The following is a 22,508-nucleotide window of genomic DNA, read 5'->3' as shown; positions in this document are numbered from 1 at the left end:
TTATCCGGCAAAAGGGGGCTTATCGTTATCCATGTTATCCACGATCAGGTGAAGGCAGGTTTCCAGTCAGAGCGACAGGTGTCGCAGCAGACTTGGACTCCAAAGGTATGCCGGATTGTGCAGGACCTGAACGTTTGACCCACGTGCACACAGCTCCCAGAAGCAACGTCGCCGCTCCAATTACCACCAGAAGCAGAACATCATGACTAATCCCATCGCCGCCAAGCACCAGATTCATCATGCCTTCCACCGCGTAGGTTGCTGGCAGATAATGACCGATCTGTTGATAGAAGTCAGGCATGACATCGCGCGGAATGGTTGCGCCCGATGACAACATCAGCAGAGGCAACAATGCACTGTTTAACCATGCTCCAGCATTTCCAAGCAGCAACAAGCTCAATTGCGCCACGAATAGAAAAGATAGAGTAATCAACAACTGAAATAGCCATAACATCCACCATCCATCTGCTGATGATACTCCCATAACATGCATCATCCCCGCTCCAACAAGCGATACGATTAATGCAGCACCAACATTGATGATATTGCGTGCCCAAAAGCGTTCCCATTTCCCTGCCTTGTTACTTAGTTCACCAGAAACCTTTTGCAGATTCATGCCAAGCAGCATTGCACCTGTAAACGTAGCTGTCACAATCAACATTGGTACCATGGAAAAAGCAAAGTTATGAACTGGATTCAGCCGTTCCACTTCTGCCTCCACCCGGGAAGATAACCCCGCTGCCATCGCATTCGCCTGATCGTCAGCCATACCTGATTGATTCAGCACTCCCCGAATGCTGTTTTGCTGTACTTCACGGTTCAACGTCGCTGTAACTTGTGCGGATACGGTCTGCATCACACTTTTTACGGTAGCCACGTTGGATTCATTCATTACATACTTCACTGCCACCGGGCTCGACAAATCTCCCGCCTGCTGCATGAAACCGGATGGAATCTCGATAATCATATATACATCCCGGTCCGTTAACATCTGTCTGGCTTCTTCCATTGATTCAGATGGTTTGATCACGAAATGAAGCCCCTCTGCAAGAGACTTTGCCACCGGCTCCGCCGCAGCCCCATCTTCATTTACGATGGTTACTGCAAGCTGATTCATCCGTGCATTTACCTGATCATATCCACTAAGCCAAATGGTATTAAAAAAAACCTGGAACAATACGGCTGTAATTAACCCGACTACTGTAGCTCCATTTTTCAAAAACAGAAGACTCGTTTGAAAAACACTTTTCATGTTATCCATCTCCTTAATTTGTATAACTTATTCTCGGTCCTATATATCTTGTTGATATATAACAATACATAATATATCTAATCGATATATAAACGTCAATACCTTTTTATTTTTCTTGTTGGAACAACAAAAAAGCCGATACGCTTCTTCTTCAGGAAGAATTCGTATCGGCTTTTTTATAATAATGGGAGCAGATCATTACCGTTAATGATCCAAGTTCCACGAATTAAATTCAGTTCTTGTTCGTTCATGGATGTTATGCCTTGGCTTCTGGTTCATTTTCAGCAGGAGACTCAGCTTCAATCTCAGGCTCCGCACGCTTCGCCTTTGGTTTAGCAAGCTTCTCCATCATTTTCCGTCCTGTCGGTGTTTGGGCAAGCCCACCTTGGGCCGTTTCACGGTGCCTGCTCGGCATCGCACTGCCCACTTCCAGCATGACATCAATGACTTCGTCAGAAGGAATGGCACTTCGTACCCCGGCCAGCGCCATGTCGGCCGCAGCCAAAGCGGTTACGGCACCCAGTCCGTTACGGACGATGCACGGAATTTCCACGAGGCCTGCGACAGGATCGCAGATAAGGCCCAATGTGTTTTTTAACGCGAGACCTACCGCATGAACCACTTGCTCCGGCGTTCCTCCACGCAGCTCCACCATAGCTCCAGCGGCCATGCCGATGGCAGAACCCACTTCAGCCTGACAGCCGCCCTCGGCACCGGAGATAAATGAATTGTTGGCAATGACGTAACCGATCGCTCCCGCACAGAACAGACCGTTCACCAGATGCTCGTCACTCCAGCCAAAACGCTCCTGGGAGCTGATAAACACACCCGGAATGATGCCGCAAGAACCGGCTGTCGGTGTCGCTACGATCCGGCCCATGGAGGCATTCACTTCCGATACACAAAGGGCATACGCCATGGCCAGTGCAGAAGCATCTCCAGAACAAGTCTCACCTTTACGAATGTACTCAGCCATTTTTTTGCCGTCTCCGCCAGTCAAGCCGCTGCGTGATGTTGTATCTTCTGTTAGCCCTTTGTGTACAGCTTCCTTCATCACCTGATAGTAATCCGACATCTGCCGCACAACATCCACTTCCGAGATATTCGTCTCCTGAACCTGCTCTTCGATCATCAGCTCGGCAATGGTCTTGGACTCTGCTGTACAGATGGTATTCAGTTCATGTAGATGTTTAAACCGCATCAGGCTCGACCCCTCTCTTCAAATCAATCACGCGAATGTCCAGCATATGATCCAGCGACCGCAGACGGTTCAACATCTCAGGATTCGGCACACCATCCATCTCCATCGCTGTCAGTGCTTCACCATCCCGGGCTTTCCGATCCACTTGCATGTACCCGATGTTCACCCCGGACGAACTGATGGTGGAGGTTACCGAAGCGAGCACCCCTGCTTTGTCCGAATGGCGAAGTACAAGTGTGGGGAACTCTCCGCTGATCTGTACACGAAAATCATTCAATGCATGCACCGATACACTACCACCGCCGATGGAAGCACCGATTAGTGAACATTGACGGTCTCCGTGCCATAGTTCAATCTTGACCGTATTCGGATGAGGAGCAGGCAGGCCGCTTGTGAAAAACTCTACCTCCATACCCGCTTCCTCTGCATATTGTTCTGCATCCGGTATACGTGGGTCATCAGTCACATAATCAAGCAGGCCACCGATCAACGCAAGATCCGTACCATGCCCCTGATACGTATCAGCAAACGAGCCGTATAGAGTTAATCGAGCGCGTTCAGGCGTGCATCCCAGCCACTGACGGGCAATTCGCCCCAATCTTGCCGCTCCAGCCGTATGTGAACTTGATGGACCTGTCATGGACGGACCAATAATTGAAAAAACATCTTTAAAACGCATCGCAAACCCTCCATTTATAATCGTCATTTTCATCCAGACGTACACCCATAATGTTCCTTTATTACTGAATGATGACATGAGAAAAGGACAGAAGAAGGCCCTAGGCCCTCTCTCTGTCCTCGATACCTGAGAGTTTCATGATAAGCAGCGCGGCGAATCGATGCATTCCTGTATTCACAGGTGATGTCACCCTGCACACCGTGCTGCTTGACCATATACCCCTTGGGTGGCGCAGTTCGCGCACTCTCCAGAGTTGCGTCCAACGATGGTACATTTACCTGAGAGATTAACCGCTGCGCCGGGTGCGTAGCAGCTTGCTCCTTCGGTGCCCGACAGCTGCCATTTTACTCGACAAGCTCAGGTCTCTCCCGCTCGCTATCATTCGCTGTATGGAACCATTCTGATTTTGTACCAGAACGATAATTGAAGTTTTTAATACTTTCTCATTAAGATTAATCGACCGGAAGATCAGTGTCAACAAACTTAACGATTTCTTTGCGAATATTTGCTTTTTACCATTTTATACACAAGATAAACTAACGAATTGTAAACTTTCATCACATGAATGTGTTAATGCGTTTCATCTCGAAAGCGTATACATTGTTCATTTTCTATTAGCCAATATCTGTGTTTAATACTATCTATGTTATGTTCCACAGAACGGTTCGGGTATTCAGGCAACCATTATTCTGTACTAGAATTGTTGTGTTTCTGCTTGTCACCCCACCATCGCCTTAGGCTTCGCCGGTTCATCGTAATACCTGCTTCGGGAAGGAAGCATACTCGTCACCAATCCCAACGCAGCCAGCAGCATAACCCCAGATACAACTGTATATACCATACGAAGTGACAACTGCTCTGCCACTACCCCTGCAATCAAAATGGAAGCCACCTGCAGCAGACTTAACACAAGTCCAAGTACACTACTCATTCGCCCCATCAGATCGACAGGGATATTATTTTGATAAAAGTTAACCAGGCCCGTATTCGCCAGTGCCGAGCACAGACCGAGCAGAATAAAGGCAACCGCCGCCAGCTCAAACGAGAATGAACGGGAGAAAAGAAAATAATCCAGCGACATGCCGACTACCAGAATAATCTGGAACAGGGCATATATACCGACCACGTAGCCCGACTTCCGGCTAAAGCTCAGTACAGCTCTCCAATCCTGGGCAACCATCTGAGGGGTCAGTCTGCTGCCTGTCCCTATATTCTGTTCTCCAATGCCCAGTTTGGGAAGAAACATTAGAATCAACGCAGAAGCAACAAAGGAAACCGCATTGGCATAAATGGCTGCCGCCGGAGATAGATAAATCAGCATCACTCCTGCAACTGCTGGGCCGGTAATAAATGCCCCTGAGCTGATCAGGGCTTGTAGGGAATTGAAGCGCTTGCGCCGTTCAGCAGGTACCAACCGGGTAATGTATACCTGAGAGGAAGGGACAAATATAGATGAAGACATGCTGATCAAAAACATCACTGCGTACATCATCCATAGGCTGGACATCAGTGGGAGCGCCGCCACCAACAATGCCCGTAGCATATCAGCACCAATCATCAGCTGTCGCTGATCATAACGATCAATCAGGCTGCCTGACCAAAACTTAGTGCACACCGAAGCAATCGGCGAGATAATCCACAACCCTGCGACTGCCGCTGGAGACTGTGTCATATTCAATACCATCAGGTTAATCGCCACAATATATATGAAATCACCCAGATTGGATATGCCCACTCCGCTAAGTAGCAATCCGGCATGCTTCCAGCCACCAGACTGCCCCTTCGATGCAACTCTCTTTGCACGAATGTTCTTCATAGCGCTACCCACCCACTAGAAATCACAAATTATAACTCATAGAAAATACTCTCGTTCTGTACATATGGTCTACAAAATTTGCTGCATATAAGAGGCATTCGCTCTTTCATCCATTCGTACCTGGACTCATTCTCCATCTGAAATGCAAAATAGCCGAACGTAAAAATCAGCATGAATCCTTCCATTAACCGAATATCACGCTTCGTCAGTGGTCCTGTCTGCTCCGTATATCCCGATAGGAAGACATCCCGTTCCTCCCGATTGAAAATCGTAGCCGCACCTCCGGCATCAAAGAGATAGTAGCCATACCCGTATAAACAAAAATCAATCATAGATATGCCCTGATCCGTCACTAGCAGATTGCCGCGGGTAATATCTCCGTGTATTACTCCCCATGTCTCGGCATTCTGCGGATACGTTTCGAGTTGCCCGTTAATGTTCTCAAACGTCTCACGAATCAGATCGAAATCTTCAGGAGTAAAGATGCCACGTCTAACGCCTTCCTCCAATTGCTCCAACATGACCAGATTCTCTTTGATCGAGCCATAGGCTGGTCTTACTCCCGTTTGCTCTAAGGCAGGGCTATCGTTATATATATCTGAGATGATCGCCTTATCAGCGTGCTGTTCACGGTCATTCGTCTGCTGCCCGCTTTCAGACTTCAGTGAACCCACCTGTGGCTCAGGAGCTCCCGTTGGTCGTCGTCCATATTGGTGCAACGTCTGCAACTGTACGCCCAAATCATGAATCTGCGCTGTTGTCAGACGTTCTCCCTGCTTAATATCCCTGCCCTCAATCCATTCCAGAACAGTACAACAGATCTCTTCTCCTGCTTCGTCCAACCAGACGGTGACCCACTCATCCGATGTATTTCGCACAGGTATCTGCACTCGCAATGGGCTGGTAGCCCGTAATTCATAAAGTAGATTCATCTCTGCTTCAAGTGCAGGTCGTGTATGCTGGATGCCCGTCATGCTTGCAAAAGCGGCTTTATGTATACGCAATAGGTATTTCTGTCCGGTTGATTCATCAACCACCTGATACGTTAGATTTTCATTATGTCGGATAAAGGAAATTGCAGGCTTTTCTATGGAATAATGCGAGATAATTTCATTTGCCATGGTGTCATGGGAAATCTTATGGGTAGTTATGATCTACATCTCCTTCTCTTATCAAATTAAAGGTAGCGTTTACAAATATCGTAGCATGATTGTTTTTACTTTGGCAAACTATTCCAAATACGTGCTTATGTAAAAAAGCATAACCCCCGAACTGCATCGCCCGGGTGCTATGCTTCCTTCTATCTCTATAAATCTATCTAGATCTCATACTCCATCCAATATAACAATTAACCGAAACGTCCCATAATATATTCTTGTGTCAGACGATTGTCCGGGTTGGTGAAAATATGCTCCGTATCTCCGTGTTCAATCATGCTTCCCAGATAAAAATAAGCTGTATAATCCGAGATGCGTGCCGCCTGCTGCATATTATGGGTAACAATTACGATCCGAAGATCCTTCTTGAGCTCCGAGATCAACTCCTCCACCTTACCCGTTGATACCGGGTCAAGCGCGGATGCCGGCTCATCGAGCAGCAAAATCTGCGGATCAACCGACAACGCGCGGGCGATACAGAGCCGCTGCTGTTGTCCACCCGAAAGGGCCAGGGCAGATTCATTCAGTCTGTCCTTCACTTCGTCCCAGAGCGCAGCGCGGCGCAGGCTTTTTTCCACAATTTCATCCAGTGCCTTCTTGCTCTTGATACCGCGGTAGCGGGGGCCAAACGCGATATTATTGTAAATGGACTTGTGAAAAGGATTCGGCTTCTGCCAAACCATGCCGATCTTCTGGCGAAGCTTGATTACATCTGTGCCCGGCTCATTCAGATCATTGCCATCCATCCAGATATGTCCCTCCGTGCGGGAACCGGCAATCTCGTCGTTCATTCGGTTGAGCGACCGCAGGAATGTGGATTTACCACAGCCGGATGGTCCAATGAGTGCCGTTACACTGGCTTCGGGAAAAGTCAGGCTGATCTGCTTAACTGCCTGAAAATGCCCATAATATATGCTTAACTGTTCCGTACCAAAAGGTATGGCCATATTGGTTCCTCCTTATTTCGAAGCTGTCATGCGGCGGTAAACCACCCGACCGATCCAGCGTGCACTCAGATTGAACGCCAGCACAAGAAGTACAAGCACGGCTGAAGCCCCAGCTGCTACTTCTTTGGAATCTGGGCCAATACCTTCACTGTTTACTTTCCAGATGTGTACGGCCAGCGTCTCTGCCGGACGCAATGGATTGATCGGCGACCTTGGACTCGTTGGATTCCAGTCCGTGAAGTCCAGCGGTGGACTACTCATACCCGCTGTAAACATCAGGGCTGCTGCTTCACCGAAGATACGGCCCGATGCCAGGATCGTACCCGTGATCAAGCTTGGCAATGCCACAGGCAGCAGAATGGAGGTAATAATTTTCCATTTGGACAACCCGAGTGCAAGACCCGCTTCCTTCTGCTCTTTCGGAACGGCCCGGAACGCTTGCTCCGTTGTCCGCACCATAAGCGGAAGATTGAATATAGCCAAGGCCATGGCACCCGATAATAAGGAGAATCCAAGACCAAATGTATTAACAATTAACAAGAGTCCGAACAAACCAATAACGATAGATGGGAACGAGGATAACACTTCGACAACGAGTCGAATAAAACTTGTGATCCGGCCCGGCTTGGCGTACTCAGCCATATAAATACCGCCGCCCCATCCGAGCGGAATCGTAATAATCAAAGTCAGAACAAGCAGGAATATCGAGTTGAATAATTGCGGTCCAATCCCGCCTCCACCTTTGAGCAACTGTGGTGCACTGGTCAGAAAGTGCCAGTTAATCTGCCCAATCCCACGTACCAGAATGAAGCCAAGCAAACCGAGCAAGAGAACAACAATGAACAGGGCCAGAACAACGATAATGGATGTGGCAACTTTATCTACCGTTTTAGCCTTCATTTTCATACCCGGTTCCTCCTTTCAAGCAGGCGAACCAGAATGACGAAGACAAAGGTCATCACCAGCAGGACAAGCGCCATACTCCACAGTGCATTATTATGAACAGATCCCATCGTGGTGTTACCCATACTCAGGGTGATTACACTCGTTAACGTTGAAGCCGATTCGAGCAATGATGTCGGTACATGCGGTGCATTCCCGATGACCATCTGTACGGCAAGAGCTTCACCAAATGCGCGAGCCATACCAAGTACAATCCCTGTCAGCAAAGCTGGAAGAACTGTCGGGATAATGACACGGTAGATCGTTTGCCAACGAGTTGCCCCCAGTGCGTAGGATGATTCACGCAGACCTTTCGGCAGTGCAGACAGTGCATCTGCCATAATGCTTGTTACGGTAGGCAAAATCATAACAGACAGAACCAAACATCCGGCTGCAATCCCGACGCCGGCTCCGCCAAACATACTGCGCAATAAAGGAACGATAACACTGAGACCGATAAACCCGTACACAACGGAAGGAATACCGGACAGCAGCTCAATCGCAGGTTGCAATATCTTTTTACCTTTACCTGGTACAATCTCGGTCATGAAGAGCGCTGCACACAAGCTAAGCGGACTTGCAATCAGAGCTGCAAGCAATGTTGTTATGAATGAACCGGTAATGAACGGCAACGCTCCGTAGGCAGCGGGTTCCCCCGTTGGGTTCCACGTTTTTCCGGATAAAAATTCGCGTAAACTTACGCCATTCTGGAAAAAGGTCGACAAGCCTTTGGACGCTACAAAATAAACGATGGAAAACATGACAACGATCAGGAAAACGACACAAATCGACGTATAGATCCGTCCCGTCCACTCTTCCCAATAATGCTTCTCTCTCAAGGGCCGGCGCGGTTTCAACTTGTTGTTCATTACCGTTCCCCCTTCGGTCTGTTCCATAACAACCATCCTTCTATAGTAGAATTCATGCAAAATATGGGATTATTCCAGAGCAAACCGCGCAAAGAGGCAGGACCTGGGTCCGCCTCTCTCGCTGTATGCGCAAGTTCAAAGATTATTGAGTCACCGTGCCTGCTGCGTCGCGTTTTACTTTCATGCCGGATACTGGGATGTAACCAAGCTCCGTCACGTCGTTTTGTTGAATTTCGTCACTCAGGATGTAGTCGAGGAATGCTTTTGTTGCTGCATCCGGGTCACCTTTGGTGTACATGTGCTCGTAAGCCCATACCGGATAAGTTCCTGCTTCTACGTTCTCAACTGTTGCTTCTACACCTTCGTATTTCAAAACTTGCAGGCTGTCATCCAGGTAGGACAGAGCCAGGTAACCAATTGCGCCCGGCGTTTCAGCTACGAGCTTTTTAACTGTACCGGAGGAATCTTCCTGAATAGAACCTTGGATATCTTCCACTTTTGTTCCCAGTGCAAAGTTCTCGAATGTTGCACGAGTACCGGAGCTGCTAGGACGGTTTACGATAACGATGGCTTGATCTTTACCGCCAACGTCTTTCCAGTTCGTGATTTTACCAGAGAAAATTTCGATCAGTTGTTGCTTCGTCAAATCTTGCACACCTGCATCTTTGTTGCTTACTGGAGCGATTGCTACAACAGCCACTTGGTGGTCTTTCAGTTCGCTTACTTTTGCTGCGTCATCGATTTTCTCTTCTGCAAACACGTCAGAGTTACCGATTGTAGCTTGTCCTTCGGATACTTGCGTCAGACCTGTACCACTACCTCCGCCTTGTACTTGTACCATCACGTTCTTATATTCATCAACTGCCATAAATTTTTGTCCAGCTTGCTCTACCAGAGGTTGCAGTGCTGTTGATCCAACAGCCAGAATGTTACCGCTAAGTTCAGTAGCAGTTTCTCCTGTGGAACCATTGCTTCCCTCTGTACCAGCGTCATTTTTCGATCCGCATGCTGCGAGCACCAGTACGAACGTTAAGGTCATCAAAATGAACGGCAACTTTTTAAACATGTTTTGTTTTCCTCCCCCAAATTAGTGACGGCGATTTGCTTTTATTTTTGTTCACCATCAACTCTTTATTCATTGTAGTTTCGTTATGTCATCTCAAAATCAATGTTTTGTAAACGCAATGTTAAAAATGTTTACTGTGGATTGAAATGAATTTGAGAAAAGCTGCGCTGAATTGGCAGCTCCGGGAACGGACGTTGTTTCAATCCGTATTGTGTCCAGATTTTTATCACATAATGAATAAGTCGCTAATACTTTTGGTTGCCGTTCCGGTTACGGATCGTTCTTCCGATCGCTGTTGTCTCCAAACTTCCTTGATCAACAATTTTAAATGTTAAAGTTTGGAGACAAAGGCGAACGCTTCGCTTCTTCAGAATCGATTCCGTCCCCTCCACTACGTTACGTATTTTATCTACCCATCAAGAACAAATGATAATTTTGATCTTTTCTTATAGGTAAAATCCTTACACAGAATAAGCTTCGCGTTTACACAATCGTTCCGTTCCCTGCGCTGTGTCAGCGCTGGTGTGGTCACAGGCATTTTAATCCTCAGCCTGGGGGAAGATAAAACAAGAAGGCCAGCACTATAGAAGGCTGGCTTTTGTGTACATGCTTTAATGTAGAAAGAGAATTTGTTTCTTCTATAGAAGAAATAAAAAAACTGCCTCATAGCCAGTGGTAGCACCAGCGTATGAGAGCAGCTTTTTACAATAAGTTGGATCATATGATGATTGTTAATGTTAAATGCGATTTTACTAATCCAGAATCCACAGCCACAACGCTAAACTGGCCAAGGTGATTAATAGTGTGGGAATGGTTAAGATTATGCCTGCCTTGAAATAATATCCCCATGTAATCTTTACACCTTTGCGGGACAGCACATGCAGCCACAGTAATGTGGCAAGTGAACCGATCGGCGTCATTTTGGGACCCAGGTCGGAACCAATCACATTGGCATAGATCAGCGCCTCACGCACAATGCCTTCGGTGTGTGCACCCTGAATCGCCAATGCGTTAATTAACACGGTGGGCAGATTGTTCATTACAGATGATAATACCGCTGCGATTACGCCCATCCCCAATGAAGCAACCAACAGACCATGGTCTGCGATGGCATCTAGCCAACGGCTTAGGTGATCGGTTAATCCGGCATTACGCAATCCATACACCACGATATACATGCCCACCGAGAACACGACAATGGACCATGGGGCTTCTTTGATCACGCGTTTCATGTCCACAGCTTCGCTCTTTCTTGCCAATATGGCGAACAAAAGTGCTACGGCACCCACGATAACCGATACTGGAATCGGCAAAAACTCACTGGAAGCATAGGCTACGAGCAGCAGCACCAGCATGAACCAGGCGATGCGGAACATCCGCGGATCACGAATGGCTTCCCGTGGATCTCGTGCGGCGGAGATATCGTAGCGAAGCGGGATGCTTTTGCGATAAAACAAGAACAGCATCCCAGTACTCGCCACGATGGAAAAGAGATTAGGCACAATCATCCGCACCGCATATTCCACAAATGTAATACCGAAATAATCCGCAGATACGATATTCACCAGGTTGCTGACGACCAGCGGCAACGACGTTGTATCCGCGATAAATCCACTAGCCATAACAAAGGCAAGTACCATTCGCTCATCGAACTTCAATGCACGTACCATCGCGAGCACAATCGGGGTGAGGATTAGCGCTGCACCATCATTGGCGAAGAGCGCCGACACCGCCGCGCCGAGCAAAATGGAATAGATAAAGAGCCTACGTCCATTTCCTCCTGCCAACCTTGCCATATGAAGAGCGGCCCATTCGAAGAAACCTGTCTCATCGAGTATTAATGAAATCATGATAATGCCGACAAAAGCGAGCGTTGCATTCCATACAATGGATGCCACATCAGATGCATCGTTCAGACTGACGACACCACACATCAATGCTAGCAGAGCCCCACCCACGGCGGACCAACCAATACCTAATCCGCGTGGTTGCCAGATAACCAATGTGATGGTCAGGACAAAAATCAGAATTGCTACATATGTCATAAAGCCTCCTGCACCGCTGTATTCATCATGTTTTGGAGCATGATATGAGAATGGCCTGCCAGATATGATTACACTGCAATTATTGCGGATAAACCAGACGCTATAGTTATACAGGGCTGCAGGAGAAATGTCTATCTTTATTTCCTTCTAATTTCTATAGAAACTGAGATAAAAGATATCGCCTAATGGTCAGGACTTGTCTCCATCCTTCGGCGTGTCCTCCACCATTTTGAACATACCCAACAATCCTTGTAGTTGCTCCGCCATACTGTTCAGATGTGCTGAAGACGAAGCGATCTCCTCCACAGATGCCAGCTGTTCCTGTGAAGATGCCGAGACGGATTCCGTATTCGCAGCAGATTCTTGGGTCACAATCGAAATATCGTTCATTGCTTTGGCAACGTGGGAAGCACCACTCTCCAATTGCTTCGTTGTTTCGGACAAGTCATCCAGCGTATGAACAGCATCCTCTACAGCCTCCCGAATCTGTGCAAAGGATTGTCCGGACGTATTCACGGCCTGAATTCCGTCTCCAACCCGAGTCTGAGCTGCATTCATAGCGTTCAGGGCAGCATCCATATCCTGACGGATATTATGAACGAGTTCACCGATCTGCGCAGCCGAGCTTCCCGATTCCTCTGCAAGCTTCCGCACCTCTCCCGCTACGACTGCGAAGCCACGACCAGCATCACCCGCTCTTGCCGCTTCAATGGAAGCATTCAGAGCCAGCAGATTAGTCTGTTTCGAGATGGTAGCAATCACATCTACCATACTGCCAATTTCAACGGACCGTGCATTCAGGGACTGAACCACTGTCGCCAGCTGTTCAACCGTTTCCTGAATACTGTTCATCTGCTCTACTGCTTGACCCGCAGCCTCATTACCTGAATAAGCCGCTCCAGATGTATGCCGCATATTCGTTGTAATGGATTGCACGCGTTCAGACATCATGCGAACATCTTCCGCCATTTGGCTCATTTGTCCTGATCCATCCGTTACACTCTTCACTTGCTGCTCGGCACCTTCGGCAAGTTCCTGAATTGCCATCGTCGAATGTTCAATAGCTTTGGTTGTTTGATCTGCACTGGCGGACAATTCCTGCGAGGAGGCAGATACCTGCTCTGCCGTTTCCTGCACACCCAGTATCATCATGCGCAGGTTGTCGACCATCCGTTCAAAATACTTCGCAAGGTCGCCGACTTCATCTTTTCGTCCTGTTTCCATTTTCACGGTTAGATCACCTTTACTCACTGCTCTAGCAGATTCCTGCAGACGTTTGATTGGACGCAGCATCGAACGTGTAAACCAGATAATAAATATCAGCGTTAAGAAGGTTGCCGTCAGAATGACCAACAGGGTTGCCATCCGAATGTCTTTACTTGCATTTAATACTTCACTTTTGAACATTGTACCGCCAATCTTCCACCCGGTTTCCTCATTAGTAGAGAAAATCATGGTCTTTGGATCATCATTATAGATATAGCTGAATTCGCCTTCCTTGCTCTCGAACATTGGATCCAGGGTAGTCGTCTGCTCCTGTGTACCAGCTTCCACGGCTGGGGATACGACATAATTTTTGTCTGCATCCAAGATGACGACATACCCTTCCTTGCCTACTTTAATGGAGGCCTGCTCACGCAGTTCGGTCAGATCCAGGGAAAGACCTACTACACCCGATTGATCATCAAGCGTTTTGGATACAAAGACAACTGCAATGCCATCCGTATTCTTCGACACAGGTGACACTACTGGAGTACCTGGTTTCTCCATCGCGAGCTTGTACCATTCTCGTTCCCGTGGATCATAAGCGGACCCTTGTGAACTTCCCGCAGATTCTTTACCGCGGACCATGACTCCCTCTTTGGTTCCCACAAAGATATTTAAAGCATCCGGATGCAGTCCAAGATACTGTTTTAATTTCGTCTCAAGCTCAGGGCTTTCATCTTGTCCTTTAATCATGTCAGTCACAATCAAACTGGCAAAATAATTGATATCATGGATCTTCGCATCCACATGTGTTCCAATAATTGAATTCGTTGTGTCTACACTTTGTTTGGCACTATCCATTAGTTGGTCTTCCACCGTATGATCAGCGATAATCAGCGTAACAATCCCAATGGTTAGACTCGGCAAGAGCAGAACCGCCAGGAAGGATACCAATAATTTGTTTCTTATGCTCCAGACGAAGCCTTTTTTCTTTTTGTTTTTCTTTTTCGGTTTATTATCTTTTGGCTTGGCTGGCTTGGTTGCTGCCTTTTCTTGCTCATTTCCCCGAATGTGACCCATCTTGCTTCTCCCCCTCCAAATATAAATCTGCCCTTTTTCTTTTTATGTAGGACCACTCCAACCTGATTAAATAAGGTTTCACATATAGACACCCATCTAATCTAAATCTAAAGGCCTATCCTATATATCGGCTGGAGGAGTGTATTTATTTGAATGAAAATATTTACACGGCATATCAAACAAGCCACTCCGATCATGCGAAGTGACTTGTTGGTACATCCATATTTTATTGCATTCACGCAGAGGTTTTTCCGTAGGGACCTTGTGGCGGATATGCGGTTGGCTTACCAAAATAATACCCTTGTGCCAAATCAATACCCACGGATCGACAGAATTCAAATTCCTCGATTCGTTCAATGCCTTCGGCAAGTACTCGCCCGCCAAATCGACGTGACATCTCAACAATCTCGATAATTTGCTGCTGTTTGTTCAAATCATGATCACAATGATCAATGAGACTTCGATCTATTTTGACAAAATCCGGTTCCAGCCAGTTCATGACTTCGATCGTCGAGAATCCGGCCCCCACATCATCCAAGGCAACCGACATTCCATGAGAACGATACACCTCAAAAATATGCTGCAAAATGGACATATGCTGAATTTGTTCCGTTTCCACCACTTCAAACACAAAATCCTTAGGGTCTAGCGAAAGGCGTTCAATCGTCTCAAATGTGTGCGTCAGGCAATATTCGGGGTTATAGATGGAGGAAGGCAGGAAATTCACGAAACGTTTGACACCATGCGGTAAAAGAACGGCACTCGTCTCAATGGCAGCAATACGTGCTGTCCGATCTAGAAAAGAATGCAATCCGGTATCCCGTGCAACTTCAAATAATTCATACGCACTGAAAGGTCTACCCTGTTCAGTAGGACGAAGTAAAAATTCAAATCCGATAATCTGCTCCGATGCATCTACGATCGGCTGCATATGACTGCTGAACTGATGCTCCAGGATAATAGAAACCAGATCAGCATGTTTGAGTCGAGCTTCCTGCATGGAGAGACTAATCCAGCTATCAGCATCTGCCTGGCCATACAGTGGAGTGACCTGGACCGTCAATTTATCCAGGAGGGTCGATTCAATCTTGAGAATATCCTCAATACAACGCTGTACAGATTCAAGATTCAAAAAATGCATCCAGATGAGCTCATCCGAATGTTCGACATGCCTTCCCTGCGTTTGCAGTGTTTCCAACAAAGCGGGGGAGATAGGACGCATATACAGGGTACCTTGATCCTCTATAGGATGGATTGGACTGCAGCCACTGCAATTCATGTAGAACCCCCTTGCCAGTTTGTGAATCTATCTCATTAATGTTTACTGGTATATACCCAAAGTTTGTAAATATTATAGCATGGGTCTTCAAATTTTTCTCTACTGTTTTGATGACTTCAACGATGACAGTTACTGATACATTAACGTATCAGCATAACATGAAAAAGACCGACAGTCTGATGACTGTCGGTCTTCATTTACCGCTAATTAATCTTAAGAAGCGGGAATTACGATTTTCTGCCCAACTTTAAGATTGTGCACATTTGTAATTTTATTTACGGAAACCAGCTTGCGCCAGTCCACACCATATTTCAAGCCAATGCGGTAGAGGTTATCTCCTTTTTTCACTACATGTACCACTTTGCCGCCTGCTGGTTTCTCAGGTTGTGGCTTGGTTGTAGGTTTAGTTGGAGTTGGGTCTGGTTTCGTAGGCGTTGGAGCAGGCTCCGTACCTGTTTCTGGAGTCGTTGTTGCTTCTCCTGTCAATTTCAAGCCATACTCAGCAAAACCGTCTTTGTTTGTCCCAATGAAGGACATCGCCGGGTTCGCTTCAACCAATGCTTTGGCATCTGGGGAAGACGCGAACACCACTTCTAGATCGTTAAGTGCAGCTGCTGTTACACCTGCAGAAGGCTTAATTGGCGCAAGCGACCAGTTGCCATCTGCTGCCGGGTTAATCGTTTTGTTCTCACGGATGTAATCAATGATCACTTGACGGTTCTCATCCGGTGCAGCCAAGACGATACGTTTACCGTCTGGGTTAGCCAGTTTGGACGAAGAAGCACGATAGTTATTCGTTGCCACGATGAATTTTTGTGCTGGATCAACCGGTTTACCATTGAAGCTCAGGTCTTTAATCCGGTTAGCTGATGCATTTACAATCGTTGCTTTGCCATCGTATTTCGCTGGTTGAGTTACATCAATTTGGTACGTAACACCATCGATAACGTCGAAGTTATACGTTGGGAAGTCCATATTGACCAATTGTTGCTGTCCACCTTTTGCCGGATCGATCTGGTTAAATTGGCCAGCAGACCATTCCAACCATTCTTTCAGCTCAGCGCCATTAACCAACACAGCATGTACCGTATTTGGATACACGTACAAGTCAGCTACGTTTTTAATCGCAATGGTGCCTTTAGGGATATTCGTGTAGTACGAAGCACCTGAACGTCCGCCTGCTTTGAACGGAGCTCCTGCAGACAATACAGGGATATCTTCGTATTCTGTTCCTTGCATATGTTTTTCGACATACCATTTCTGTGCATTGGTTACGATCTGGATGGATGGATCATCCTGAACCAGTGCAAAGAAGCTGTTGATTGGAGCTGTCGTTTCGCCGACTGGGCCACGCACATACTCAAGCGTACCTTCATGTTCGTCATGAACAGCGTCAACGATCTCTTGATCAGCATCTACCAGAGCTTTTTTGTTAGCTGTGTCATAGATAGGGCGTGCCTCCACTTTGGAGTCTGCCACTTTCCACTTACCGTCTACCAGTTCCAGATCCAGATCGATAATTCCAAGGTGGTCACCCCAGAAGCCTGGTTCAACGGAAGGAACACCATTGATTGTACCTTTTTCAAGGTCTACACCTTTTTTACCGGCAAAATCAGCGCTCGGGAATACTTTATGGGCATGTCCGAACAGAATGGCATTAATGCCTTCAACCTGGCTCAGATACAATACCGAGTTTTCCATCAGATCCGTTTGCGGAATATCTTCAAAACCGGAGTGAGGAATAGCTACAATAATGTCGGCACCTTCAGCCTTCATTTTAGGAATGAATTTTTTCGCAGTAGCGATAATGTCTTTGGCAATGACTTTGCCTTCCAGATTAGCGCTGTCCCACTGCATTACTTGTGGTGGTACAAATCCGATGACACCCACCTTGATCGTGTGCTCTTTGCCACTCTCGTCGGTAACTTTTTTGTCTAAAATTTTATACGGGGTAAAGTAGTTCTTGTCATTCGTCTCATCGTCGTCACCGTCATCTACATAAACGTTGGCATTGATGTAAGGGAAATTCGCACCTTCCAGCGTCATGTCGAGGAAGTCCAAACCATAGTTAAACTCATGGTTACCGATGTTTCCTGCATCATAATCGAGCAGGTTCATCGCTTTATATACAGGGTGAGTCTCACCCTTTTTGAGTGGATCAATCTTCGCTACATAATCCCCGAGCGGGTTACCCTGGATCAGGTCACCGTTGTCGAACAGCAAGCTGTTCTTCGCTTCGTCACGGGCTTTTTTGATCAGCGTAGCTGTCTTCGCCAGACCATACTGGTCTGTCTCTTTGTCGGAATAGTAGTCATAGTTAATCAGGTTGTCGTGAATGTCCGTTGTTTCCATGATCCGCAATTTAACCTTGGTAGCGTCCGCAGCCGATACAGGTACCGGAAATACCGCAAGCACGTTTAATGCAACCAAAGCGGCAGTCAGGCTTGATAATACTTTTTTACTCTTTCTCAAAATAACCCCTCCCGGTTATGTACATTGAATCATGCATTAGTGAGCAAACGAATAAGCGCAGAAATGCGAAAGATCTCATGGGTTGTGCGTACTGATTTTCCGATCGTATGGTTCAGAATCTCAGGTTAGTTTATCTCACATGAACATCTATTCATATCTGTGCGTATCGTTTACATTCCAAATCATAACGCAATGTTCAGCCATTGAAAAGCATTATTTTTTACGTTATCCGCACATACCTGCCCCAGTTTACAATAACATGCGTGATTTCGACATATTTTTCATTTTTTTGGATGAAAATAGTTTACTCACGCTGTTAAAAACGTATATTACATGTGTCTTACATCTATATCCATATTAGCTGAATCGACCCATATCAAAAAACCGTGAAGCCTTCTGGCGTTCACGGTTAGCTATAACTTTTCCAAATAGTTGGCATGGCCTCCCACTCAGAAAAGGTGATTTTCAATATGCGAAATTACTGCTCCCACACCTGATGCTCATGATCTTTGCCGGTGTATTCAATCCGATTTGGGGTAATGTCCAGAATGACATAATTGGGATCGTTCGGGCCGTCAAACCAAGCTTTTAGTTCATCATTCCATACCTGTTCTCGCAAACCTTCATTTTTTGTCACTTCGCACGTTCCTTCAATCTCGACCACTTCCTTGGAGCCACCCGATTCATAACCTAGCAACAGGCTGACGTTCGGATTATTCTCCAGCTCCTCTACCTTGTGCGTACGGCGGTTTGTCGCCAGATGAATGTTCATTCCATCGTTGAAAAGCGCCATATAGCGAGATTTCGGTTTACCATTCTCCACCGTGGAGAAACTGCAAAAAGGGTTGTTTTCCAATGCTTTTACAATGTTTTGTTCCAATTCAGTCTGGTTCATGGGACATGCTCCTTTCGATTTGGGGGATATTTGAAGAGCCTTGTAGGCGGCCGTTACGGGTACGGATCGTTCTTTCGATCGCTGTTGTCTCGCAATGATCCTGATCTTTTCCTCGTATAAGTTGGACTAAAGACGATTTACACTGACACTACGAAGACAGAACAACCTTCCAATCGCTGTTATCCCCAGATTTTTTTGATTCCCTTTTCTCAAGGGAAAATCCGGTGATAAAGGCGAACGCTTTGCTTTTTCAGGTTTCTTCTGTCCTCTCCGTTATCGTGTAAATGTTTAATTCAACGGATATATAAATGAAAATCTAGGATGCAAGCGAACGCTTCGCTTCTTCAGAATCGATTTCGTCCCCTTCACTACTTCCATTGTTCTTCAACATTAGGGTAGATAAGCTAAAATCTCAAAGATAAGCATACTTGATTGCCTATCTCTGATCTCTTCGCTTATATCACATTGTTGTATATAAGCCTGTACTTATAGTGTACCCACCTCATCTATGGTGAATCCATGAACCCGTTCGTAAACGTGACAGTTTTAATTCAAATCTCCAAGATAAATGCGTGATGAATTCTTATTCTGGAGCAACTCACCAATTGTTTTCGGATATAGGCGAACCTTGGACAGCTCTTCAAGCGAAATCCATTCTACGGCTACCTGATGGTCGTCTGGATTAGAGCCTTCGAAGATTGTTGCTTTCGGATCAATCAATCTGCATTCAAAATAAAATTCAACCTGGTGGACATCGGCATCCCACTCGGCAAATTCATGGTTTTTTCCGATATACTCCCGGATATGCAGCAATTCTCCCACGTCCACCGCCTGTCCAATCTCCTCCAGACATTCACGGGCAACGGCATCCTTGAGTTCTTCGCCTTTCTCCTGTCCTCCGCCGGGGAAAACATAAGCGTCACCATATTGATCCTCCAACCGGATCACCAGCAAACGTCCATCCTGTACAATGACGGCCTTTGCCGAATTACGTATCGGTTTCATGCTCTAATCTCACTCCTTACAAACTCGTATAGTTCGACCTCTGGCCCTCGGTTACCTTAGCAATCATCTAGTAACTCCAGGTGCAGAAAGGTTAATTCCATCAGATTCAAGCAACGTACGTATCTCTTGAGCAAATGCAAGGGCATGAGCTCCGTCGCCGTGGATGCAAATTGTCTCTGCCTTTATGGATACAGGTGTACCTTCCGTCGACACAACGATTCCCTCTTTCACCATGCGCAGCACTTGAGCAAGAGCTTGTTCCGTCTTCTGAATGACAGCCCCCGGATGACTGCGTGGGGTCAATCTCCCATTCGGTCCGTAGGTTCGATCTGCAAAAACTTCACTGACACTGCGCAGTCCAATGCGATCCGCTGCCTGTATCATTGCACTTCCGGCCAGGCCATAGAGATACAATTCCGGTTGTACTTTATAGATCGCCTCGGCGATTCCCTCAGCGAGCCGATCATCTTCAGCAGCCATGTTATACAAGGCTCCATGAGGTTTTACATGATGCATACGCCCCCCGTATGAACGGACAAAAGCATCCAGTGCACCCATTTGATACACAACCATGTCATAGGCTTCCCGTGGTGTAATGTCCATACGTCTTCTGCCAAAACCCTGCAAATCCGGCAGGCCGGGATGGGCGCCGATGGCAACCTGATGCTTTAATGCTTGCTGCACGGTTTGTCGCATCGTTGCCGGGTCACCCGCATGAAATCCACAAGCGATGTTGGCTGAAGTGATCAGCGGCAGAATTGCCTCATCCGACGCCATCCGGTACACCCCGTAACTTTCGCCAAGGTCACAGTTGATATCCACCGTGTTCATTGATGGTCCCCCATTCCTGCCAATCTCCTACGAATCAACTGATCGGTTAGCCGCCACTCCAACTCCTGCTCCATGAATAGTTGCTGTGCTTCTTCATATGTAATCCGTTCAAAAGCAACCCGTGCCCCCGGCCTAGCCTGTGCCAGTATCGGCAAATCTACTCGGGCCACCTGTGCGATCACAGGATAACCCCCAATGGTCTGATGATCGGCCATCAATATGATGGGCTGACCATCCGCTGGCACCTGAACTGTGCCATAGATGACGGCTTCAGACAGCCGATCCATCGGTTGACCGAGTTCCAGCTTTGCACCTTCCAATCGATACCCCATCCGATCCGATTGGGGAGAGATCACATATCGTTCTTTATGGAATCGTACCAGGCTATTTTCATTAAACGCTGCACTGTCTTTGCCCGGCATGACACGAATAACAGGTTCAGCATGGTAGGCGGGCCATTCCCTGCTGGACAAATACCAGGCAGGTGCATGCATCCGCCCGTTGTTCTTTTCGGCTTCTACACTTAATCCACGCAACGCCGCTTGCGCTTCACGAGAAGCTTCCCCCGCAGACAACCTGTTGCCCACCTTCAAGGCACGTCCTTCAAACCCACCAAAACCTGTCTTAAGATCCGTGCTGCGACTGCCCATGATCTCAGGTACTGCGATTCCACCAGCAATCGCCATATAAGACCGCAAGCCGGAACGGCATCGCCCAAATCTCAGCACTTTTCCAGCAAGCAACACGACCGGACGCCATAGTGGAACAGGCAGACCATCCACAGTTGCTGTTAGATCCGCACCACATAAAGAGATCAGCCGATTTTCATGGAAACGAAGTTCCGGTCCCGTCATCGTCATCTCCAGCACAGCCGCATCACGGGAATTCCCAACCAGTGCATTGGCTGCTCTGGCTGCAAAGGTATCCATAACCCCGCCCGGATGAATTCCATACCGGCGAAATCCTGTCCTTCCTTCGTCCTGAACGGTGGATAACAAACCTGGGCGAATGACTTCAATACTCATCGTTCGCCCTCCTTTTGTTTCAGATACTCCTGCAGTGATATCGATGCAAAACGAACTCGATCCCCTGCTGCCAGCAGGATTGGTGGATTTTCCATCGGACGAAATAGCGCCAGCGGTGTGCGGCCGATGCACTGCCATCCCCCGGGGGTCGTTACCGGGTAAACTCCCGTTTGTTTGCCACCAATACCCACCGTTCCCGCTTCAACCCGAAGCCGAGGTGTAGATCGTCTGGGCGTAGCGATCTTCTCCGTTAATCCGCCCAAATAAGGAAAACCCGGCGCGAATCCGATCATGTGAACCAGGTAATCTCCGGATGTGTGAATAGCTATGACCTCATCTGGCGTAAGCCCATGCTCAGTAGCGACGTAATCCAGGTCAGGACCCAGTTCACCACCATAACATACAGGAATAATGATCGTTCTGGGTTGATCCAGCGTCACCTCTTCCATCTTGTTCAACTCATGAAGCAGCATCCCGCATACCTCGTGGTACGGGGAGATCAATGGATTATAGAACAGCGTGACTGATGCAAACGAAGGTAGCCACTCCATGATGCCCGGTAGTTGGCTCTTCTCCAGCAAAGCACATACCGACATCACCCTCCGGTGTACCGCTTCGGATATGGTGTCCCCACAACGGATCATAACCCCTGTTTCGCCCAGAGGAGACAGCACATCCTCAGTCCATAAATACGGCATTTCAGTCATGCTATCACCCTCCTTGTCCACAAGTTTATAATCC

Annotated in this window: 18 protein-coding genes and 2 riboswitches; all 18 genes read right to left on the bottom strand. The window is 47.3% G+C overall.

Translation table 11 applies throughout. The annotated features are described in order from the left end of the window. Positions 1-34: 34 nt before the first annotated feature. Positions 35-1,252: a YhgE/Pip domain-containing protein gene (locus tag AC3ITG_RS02400; protein WP_489252686.1), complete on the bottom strand. Its 1,218-nt coding sequence runs from the start codon at positions 1,250-1,252 to the stop codon at positions 35-37. A 256-nt stretch (positions 1,253-1,508) separates the two neighbouring features. Then, positions 1,509-2,453, bottom strand: a complete 945-nt coding sequence (gene sdaAA, locus AC3ITG_RS02395; RefSeq protein ID WP_489252685.1) for an L-serine ammonia-lyase, iron-sulfur-dependent, subunit alpha — start codon at positions 2,451-2,453, stop codon at positions 1,509-1,511. Then, positions 2,443-3,132, bottom strand: a complete 690-nt coding sequence (gene sdaAB, locus AC3ITG_RS02390; RefSeq protein ID WP_076290630.1) for an L-serine ammonia-lyase, iron-sulfur-dependent subunit beta — start codon at positions 3,130-3,132, stop codon at positions 2,443-2,445. Before sdaAB ends, sdaAA begins: the two co-directional genes overlap by 11 nt. A 111-nt stretch (positions 3,133-3,243) precedes the next feature. Continuing rightward, a riboswitch (glycine riboswitch) is annotated at positions 3,244-3,385 on the bottom strand. A gap of 4 nt (positions 3,386-3,389) precedes the next feature. Next, positions 3,390-3,513, bottom strand: a riboswitch (glycine riboswitch). 337 nt (positions 3,514-3,850) lie between these two features. Beyond that, positions 3,851-4,948, bottom strand: coding sequence for an MFS transporter (locus AC3ITG_RS02385; RefSeq protein WP_489252684.1), 1,098 nt, complete (start codon positions 4,946-4,948; stop codon positions 3,851-3,853). A 29-nt stretch (positions 4,949-4,977) separates the two neighbouring features. Then, on the bottom strand, positions 4,978-6,069 hold the full coding sequence (locus AC3ITG_RS02380) for a phosphotransferase enzyme family protein (RefSeq protein WP_489252683.1): 1,092 nt from the start codon (positions 6,067-6,069) through the stop codon (positions 4,978-4,980). Positions 6,070-6,296: 227 nt separating this feature from the next. Further along, on the bottom strand, positions 6,297-7,052 hold the full coding sequence (gene pstB, locus AC3ITG_RS02375; RefSeq protein WP_163759080.1) for a phosphate ABC transporter ATP-binding protein PstB: 756 nt from the start codon (positions 7,050-7,052) through the stop codon (positions 6,297-6,299). A gap of 12 nt (positions 7,053-7,064) precedes the next feature. Then, positions 7,065-7,952 carry a phosphate ABC transporter permease PstA gene (pstA, locus tag AC3ITG_RS02370; protein WP_024632234.1) on the bottom strand — a complete coding sequence of 296 codons (888 nt, stop codon included), beginning with the start codon at positions 7,950-7,952 and terminating at the stop codon, positions 7,065-7,067. 2 nt (positions 7,953-7,954) lie between these two features. Then, the gene (pstC, locus tag AC3ITG_RS02365) at positions 7,955-8,863 is read right to left on the bottom strand and encodes a phosphate ABC transporter permease subunit PstC (RefSeq protein ID WP_099858708.1); all 909 of its coding nucleotides are present in this window, start codon (positions 8,861-8,863) and stop codon (positions 7,955-7,957) included. 142 nt (positions 8,864-9,005) lie between these two features. Next, on the bottom strand, positions 9,006-9,929 hold the full coding sequence (locus AC3ITG_RS02360) for a phosphate ABC transporter substrate-binding protein PstS family protein (RefSeq protein WP_489252682.1): 924 nt from the start codon (positions 9,927-9,929) through the stop codon (positions 9,006-9,008). A gap of 752 nt (positions 9,930-10,681) precedes the next feature. Beyond that, positions 10,682-11,974, bottom strand: coding sequence for an arsenic transporter (locus AC3ITG_RS02355; RefSeq protein ID WP_489252681.1), 1,293 nt, complete (start codon positions 11,972-11,974; stop codon positions 10,682-10,684). A gap of 189 nt (positions 11,975-12,163) precedes the next feature. After that, positions 12,164-14,260, bottom strand: a complete 2,097-nt coding sequence (locus AC3ITG_RS02350; RefSeq protein WP_489252680.1) for a methyl-accepting chemotaxis protein — start codon at positions 14,258-14,260, stop codon at positions 12,164-12,166. A 235-nt stretch (positions 14,261-14,495) separates the two neighbouring features. Continuing rightward, entirely contained in the window at positions 14,496-15,539 is a 1,044-nt protein-coding gene (locus tag AC3ITG_RS02345) for an EAL domain-containing protein (RefSeq protein WP_489252679.1), read from the bottom strand. Between the two features lie 213 nt (positions 15,540-15,752). Next, the gene (locus AC3ITG_RS02340; RefSeq protein WP_489252678.1) at positions 15,753-18,011 is read right to left on the bottom strand and encodes a bifunctional 2',3'-cyclic-nucleotide 2'-phosphodiesterase/3'-nucleotidase; all 2,259 of its coding nucleotides are present in this window, start codon (positions 18,009-18,011) and stop codon (positions 15,753-15,755) included. A gap of 478 nt (positions 18,012-18,489) precedes the next feature. After that, positions 18,490-18,906 carry a pyridoxamine 5'-phosphate oxidase family protein gene (locus AC3ITG_RS02335; RefSeq protein ID WP_413029185.1) on the bottom strand — a complete coding sequence of 139 codons (417 nt, stop codon included), beginning with the start codon at positions 18,904-18,906 and terminating at the stop codon, positions 18,490-18,492. A gap of 546 nt (positions 18,907-19,452) precedes the next feature. After that, a complete protein-coding gene (locus AC3ITG_RS02330; protein ID WP_063566224.1) occupies positions 19,453-19,911 on the bottom strand; it encodes an NUDIX domain-containing protein in 459 nt (152 codons plus the stop codon). A 63-nt stretch (positions 19,912-19,974) separates the two neighbouring features. Then, positions 19,975-20,742: a LamB/YcsF family protein gene (locus AC3ITG_RS02325; protein ID WP_489252677.1), complete on the bottom strand. Its 768-nt coding sequence runs from the start codon at positions 20,740-20,742 to the stop codon at positions 19,975-19,977. Beyond that, positions 20,739-21,767 carry a 5-oxoprolinase subunit C family protein gene (locus AC3ITG_RS02320; RefSeq protein ID WP_489252676.1) on the bottom strand — a complete coding sequence of 343 codons (1,029 nt, stop codon included), beginning with the start codon at positions 21,765-21,767 and terminating at the stop codon, positions 20,739-20,741. Before AC3ITG_RS02320 ends, AC3ITG_RS02325 begins: the two co-directional genes overlap by 4 nt. Continuing rightward, on the bottom strand, positions 21,764-22,474 hold the full coding sequence (gene pxpB, locus AC3ITG_RS02315; RefSeq protein WP_489252675.1) for a 5-oxoprolinase subunit PxpB: 711 nt from the start codon (positions 22,472-22,474) through the stop codon (positions 21,764-21,766). Before pxpB ends, AC3ITG_RS02320 begins: the two co-directional genes overlap by 4 nt. Positions 22,475-22,508: the final 34 nt, after the last annotated feature.

The organism is Paenibacillus sp. GL_099_B (assembly GCF_057835695.1).
Note: the sequence above shows the minus strand (reverse complement) of the source record. Positions and strands in the feature narration are given on the sequence as shown.